This is a genomic window from Streptomyces sp. URMC 123 (assembly GCF_051386515.1).
In the GTDB taxonomy this organism is placed as follows: domain Bacteria; phylum Actinomycetota; class Actinomycetes; order Streptomycetales; family Streptomycetaceae; genus Streptomyces.
In genome coordinates this window covers 1-5,412 of sequence record NZ_JBPQTV010000389.1, presented here as the reverse complement: position 1 = coordinate 5,412, position 5,412 = coordinate 1, and the positions used below count along the sequence as shown (strand labels likewise).

Annotated in this window: 3 protein-coding genes and 1 pseudogene; 1 reads left to right on the top strand and 3 read right to left on the bottom strand. The window is 75.4% G+C overall.

The features are described from left to right. Positions 1–284: 284 nt before the first annotated feature. From ACSNOD_RS27855 to ACSNOD_RS27845, 3 genes are all read right to left on the bottom strand, one after another. Entirely contained in the window at positions 285–1,829 is a 1,545-nt protein-coding gene (locus ACSNOD_RS27855) for an APC family permease (protein WP_436769839.1), read from the bottom strand. 92 nt (positions 1,830–1,921) lie between these two features. Next, entirely contained in the window at positions 1,922–2,869 is a 948-nt protein-coding gene (locus ACSNOD_RS27850) for a hypothetical protein (protein WP_436769838.1), read from the bottom strand. Between the two features lie 309 nt (positions 2,870–3,178). Beyond that, positions 3,179–4,834: an FAD-binding dehydrogenase gene (locus tag ACSNOD_RS27845; RefSeq protein ID WP_436769837.1), complete on the bottom strand. Its 1,656-nt coding sequence runs from the start codon at positions 4,832–4,834 to the stop codon at positions 3,179–3,181. A gap of 268 nt (positions 4,835–5,102) precedes the next feature. Here ACSNOD_RS27845 and ACSNOD_RS27840 point away from each other — a divergent pair. Beyond that, a pseudogene (locus tag ACSNOD_RS27840) lies at positions 5,103–5,412 on the top strand (hypothetical protein); the annotation flags it as partial.

The window sequence follows — 5,412 nt, the reverse complement described above, 5'->3', positions numbered from 1 at the left end:
GTCGAGGGGGTGGGGCGCGGTGGTGCGGCGGGGCGCGGCCGCCGGCTCGTGCGTCTTCGCGTGCGCGTGCGCGTGCCGGTCGGGGCGGGGCTCGGAGTGGCAGGAGGTCATGGGGCCAGGCTCTTCTCTGGTGGGTCCGTCGGTCGAGAGATCCGCGCGGGGCGGGCGCCGGCGCGGTGACACGGAAGTGGCGGGCGTACGGGACGGGGCGGGCGTACGGGGCGATCGATCTCCGGCCGTACGGGGCGGGCCGGGCGTACGAAGCGGTCGGCCGCGCGCGGCGGTCAGCCGGCCGCCGTACGGGACGCCGTGTCCGCGGAGGCCGCCGCCCGCTCCAGCCGGAACGCCTCGTTGCCCAGGCCGATGCGGGCGTGGACGGCGGGCCTGACCGCCCGCAGCACCAGCCCGTGCACCAGGCCGGCCACGGCCGCGACACCGATGACCCCCGGCAGCAGCACGCCGAGCGGCGAGTCGCCGCCCGCGCCCACGAGCACGTCGAAGTCCTTGACCGCGAAGGCCAGGACGGCGAGGAGCGCGAGCCCGGCGACACCGGAGCAGACCAGCCGGACGGCCTGGGGCCGGGCGGCGCCGCGCCGCACGAAGAAGGCGATGACGGCGGCGCTGGCGGTGGCCATCAGCAGGATCACCCCGAGCGCCCCGACGTTGCCCAGCCAGGTGAACAGGCGCAGCACGGGGGCGGTGGGATCGCCCGCGGGCTTGTCGTCGGTGACCGCGAACGCGATGACCACGGCGAGCGCCACCAGGCTCTGGAGCAGGGAGCCGATGGCCGGCGCGCCGCTGGTGCGGGAGGTGCGGCCGACGGCCGCGGGCAGCAGGCCCTCGCGGCCCATCGCGAAGGCGTAGCGGGCGACGACGTTGTGGAAGCTGAGCATCGAGGCGAAGATGCCGGTCACGAAGAACAGGTGCAGCAGATCGGTGAAGGTGCCGCCGAGCCGGGCCTCGCTGAGGAAGAACAGCAGGTTGGGGCCCTGCTCATCGGCGTCGGCCAGCACCTTGGAGGGGCCGGAGGCGACACCGATCAGCCAGGAGCTCAGGGCGAAGAAGACGGCGACGAAGACGACGGCGAGGAACATCACCCGGGCGACGACGGTCCGGGGCCGGCTGGTCTCCTCGGCGTAGACCGGCGCCTGTTCGAAGCCGACGAAGGCGGCGACGGCGAAGCACAGGGCGGTGCCCAGGCCGGCACCGGAGAGCGTCGCGGGGTCGAAGGCGCGCAGCGACAGCCCGTCGGCGCCGGGGTCGGCGGCGAACGCGATGTCGGCGACGAGGACCAGCACGCACTCGATCACCAGCAGCACGCCGAGCACCTTGGCGCTGAGGTCGATCTTCAGCGCGCCGAGCACCCCGGTCAGGGCCACGGCCAGGACGGCGGGTATCCACCAGGCGAGCGTGATGTCCAGGTGCCGGTCGAGGAGGCCGGAGACCTCGAAGCCGAAGATGCCGTAGATGCCGATCTGGAGGGCGCTGTAGGCGACGAGCGCCACGCAGGAGGCGCCGGCGCCGGCGGTGCCGCCGAGGCCGCGGGCGATATAGGCGTAGAAGGCGCCGGCGTTGTGGACATGGCGGCTCATCTCGGCGTAGCCGACGCTGAACAGCACCATCACCACGCCGAGGATGACGAAGAGCAGGGGCTGTCCGACGATGTCCATCACCCCGTAGGTGGTGGGCATGACGCCGGCGACCACCATCAGGGGGGCGCTGGCCGCGAGCACGGAGAGCAGCAGCGCCGCGGTGCCGATGCGGTCGGCGCGCAGCGCTCTCTCCTGGCCTTTGAAGGTACTGATCTCGCTGGTGCCGTCGGTCAGCATGGGCGCGAAGTCCTTCGGGTACGGGGGCTGGTGGGCGGGCGGACCGGCGGGGCTCGCCGGCCGCGGGCGGTGCGGTGGGTGCGGTCGGTGCGTCAGGCCGCCCCGTAGGCGGCCCGGCGCGCGGCGCGGAACGCCTTGGCGGGGTCGCGGTCGGGATAGCTCCAGGGGATGGTGCTGGCGTACGGCCCGATCCGGTCGAACAGCGCGGCGGCCTCCGCCATGCGCCCTTCGTGGACCTTGGCGTAGGCGAGGAAGTTGAGATCCACCTTGTGCCGGGGGTGGTCGTCGCCGTCCCACTCCAGCCACCAGTCGAAGGCGGCCTTCATGACCTGGCGGGCCCGCCGGGTGGTCCAGTAGCCGGCGACGGCCGGGCCGTGGGGACCCGCGCCGGCGGTGGCCAGGACGCGGTGGCGCTCGGCGTGCGCCACCACCGGCAGCACGGCCAGCGGGGAGTCGGCGGGGGCCTGTTCGGCGGCCCAGGAGGCGAAGTCGTAGACCTCGTGGAACGGGTCGTCCTCGGTGCCCTGCTGGCGCTCGGCCAGGCAGGCGGTCATCAGATGGTGGGCGTGGTGGTGCTCGCGGTGCCGGCCGCGCACCTGGTCGAAGACCTGGAGCCGTTCCTCGTCGGTGCCCAGCCGGCGGGCGAGGATCAGCAGGCCCAGCCAGGGGGTGGGGTCGGCGGGGGCCATGCGGGCCGCGGCGCGGCAGGCGGCGCGCGCGGTCCCGGGGTGCTCCTTGCCCGCGAGGGCGCGGAACACCAGGGCGCAGGCGAGCAGGGCGGCGGCGTCGGGGCTGTCGGGTTCGGTGGCGGCCCAGTCGTGGGCCCAGGCGGCGCTGGTCCGGCCCTGGGCGAGGACGACGAGCCGGTGGCCGCGCCGGTCCCAGTCGTCGCCGGTCTCGGCGAGCAGGGTGCGGGCCTCGTCCCAGCGGCCCTGGACGAGGGCGTCGCGCACGGTGGCGAGGGCGGTGTCGTCCAGCGCGGGGTCGAAGCCGAGGCCGTCCCGGTTCCTCGACCTGCCCAGCGGAGGCGGCGGAGTCATTCTCGAACGTCCTCCACCACAGTGCGGCCACCTTCTGCCCCCGTGCCGGGGCGTCCCTCTGGAGATGTGACGGGTCTCGCGGGGTTCAGTTCACGCGGTGCGGTCGGGCCGGCGGCGGGTCGTCCAGGGGGCCGCGCGGCCCTGGCCAATGATCACGCACAGCAAACCGGTAGTCACTGCTCCGCGTCAAGACGGAAAGCGATTTCCAGCCGTGTGGGTGACGTCAACTCCCGCTGGGACGTGGGGACTCCACGAGTTGAGGCGGTACGCGATCGGCGCGGGCGGCCGCTACGGGGCCGGCCCGGCCGTTCAGCCCACGGCGCGGGCCGCCGCGCGACCCGCCGTACGGCCGGAGAAGAGACACCCGCCGAGAAACGTTCCCTCCAGGGAGCGGTAGCCATGGACCCCGCCACCGCCGAAGCCGGCCGCCTCCCCCGCCGCGTACACCCCGGGGAGGGGCGCGCCGCTCCCGTCGAGCACCCGCGAGGACAGATCGGTCTCCAGGCCGCCGAGGGTCTTGCGGGTGAGGATGTTCAGCCGGACGGCGATCAGCGGGCCGGCCGCCGGGTCGAGCAGCCGGTGCGGCGCCACCGTACGGGTCAGCCGGTCGCCCAGGTAGGCGCGAGCCCCGCGCACCGCCGCCATCTGGAGGTCCTTGCCGAAGGGGTTGCCCACCTCCCGGTCCCGGGCGACGACCTCGCGGCGCAGCGCGGCCTCCTCGATCAGGGACTCCCCGGTGATCGCGTTCATGCCGCGCACCAGCGCGCCCAGGTTCCGCTCCACCACGAAGTCGCGGCCGTGGTCCATGAACGCCCGGACCGGGGCGGGCACGTCGGCCCGGGCGCGGGCGAGCACGTCGCGCACGCTGCGGCCGGTCAGGTCCGGGTTCTGCTCGGAGCCCGACAGCGCGAACTCCTTCCCGATGATGCGCCGGTTGAGCACGAACCAGGTGTGCGCGTACCCCGTGCCCATGATGTGTTCGAGGGTGCCGAGCGTGTCGAAGCCCGGGAACAGCGGAACGGGCAGCCGGCGGCCGCGCGCGTCGAGCCAGAGCGAGGACGGGCCCGGCAGGATGCGGATGCCGTGCCGGGCCCAGATCGGATTCCAGTTCTCTATGCCCTCGGTGTAGTGCCACATGCGGTCGCGGTTGATCAGCCGGGCGCCCGCCGCCTCGACGACGGCGAGCAGCTCCCCGTCGACGTGCGCGGGCACGCCGGAGAGCATGCGCCGCGGCGGCGTGCCCAGCCGGGCCGGCCAGTTGCGGCGCACCAGCTCGTGGTTGCCGCCGATGCCGCCGGAGGCGATGACCACCGCCTGGGCGCGGAGCTCGAACCCGCCGACCACCTCGCGGCCGCTCGCTGTGCCGCGGGGGGCGGTGCTGGCCGCGAGGATCTCGCCGCTGACCGTGTCCACGGCGCCGGCCGTCGCGGACAGGCCGGTCACCCGGTGCCGGAACAGCGCGGTCACCCGGCCGCGCGCCATCGCGGCGCGCACCCGGCGCTCGAACGGCTCCACCACGCCGGGCCCGGTGCCCCAGGTGATGTGGAAGCGGGGTACGGAGTTGCCGTGGCCCGTGGCCTCGTACCCGCCGCGCTCCGCCCAGCCGACCACGGGGAACAGCCGCAGGCCCTGCGCGTGCAGCCACGCCCGCTTCTCCCCCGCGGCGAAGTCCACGTACGCCTCGGCCCAGCGGCGCGGCCAGTGGTCCTCCGGGCGGTCGAAGCCGGCCGTGCCCAGCCAGTCCTGCCAGGCCAGTTCGCGGCTGTCCTTGACGCGCAGCCGGCGCTGCTCGGGCGTGTCCACGAGGAACAGGCCGCCGAGCGACCAGTGGGCCTGCCCGCCGAGGGAGCCCGGGGGCTCCTGGTCGAGCAGCAGCACGCGGCGGCCCGCGTCGGCGAGTTCGGCGGTGGCGGCCAGCCCGGCCAGCCCCGCCCCGACCACGATCACATCAGCGTCGTACGCCATCCCCCGATCCTCGGGGCGGGTGCGCGAGGCGTCAACACGCGTGACGGTGGGGTCCACCGTTGGTGCCGTGGCGGGCTCCCCTGCCTGCCGGGGGCGCGGCGCCTCCTGGGCGACGGCGGGCCCGGCCGCGATCGGGCGCACCGGGTCCCACCTGCCCGCGCGGGTGCGGCCCGCTCTTTCAACTCGCTTGCGTTGCCTGCTGATTGGGACATTTCCCACCCGCGACCCGATTGGACAGCCGTCGGCGCGCCGTGAATGATCCGGGCCCATGTCCCACCGTGCATCCGGGCCGCGCCGGGCGGCTCCCGCCCCCGGGCGCGCGCTCGATCCCACGCGGGTGATCCCCGCTCCCCGCCCGGTCGAGGTCGGGCCGGACGACCGCCCCGCGGGGGCGCGCGTGATCAGGGGCCAGGTGCTGCGGCCGACCGCGGCGGGCCGCCGCCGGCCGTGCGCGCGGGTGCGGTACGCGGCGGCGGGGGCGATCCTGCTCGTCGCGGTCGCCGCGGCGGCGGCGCTGGCGCTGTTGCTCCCGCGCGGGGTGGGCGCGGGGCCGACGCGGGACGTCTCCGCGGGGGACG

Bases quoted from the DNA above. Each gene is read 5' to 3' on its own strand.
- ACSNOD_RS27855 (WP_436769839.1), bottom strand. From the start codon at position 1,829: ATGCTGACCGACGGCACCAGCGAGATCAGTACCTTCAAAGGCCAGGAG.
- ACSNOD_RS27850 (WP_436769838.1), bottom strand. From the start codon at position 2,869: ATGACTCCGCCGCCTCCGCTGGGCAGGTCGAGGAACCGGGACGGCCTC.
- ACSNOD_RS27845 (WP_436769837.1), bottom strand. From the start codon at position 4,834: ATGGCGTACGACGCTGATGTGATCGTGGTCGGGGCGGGGCTGGCCGGG.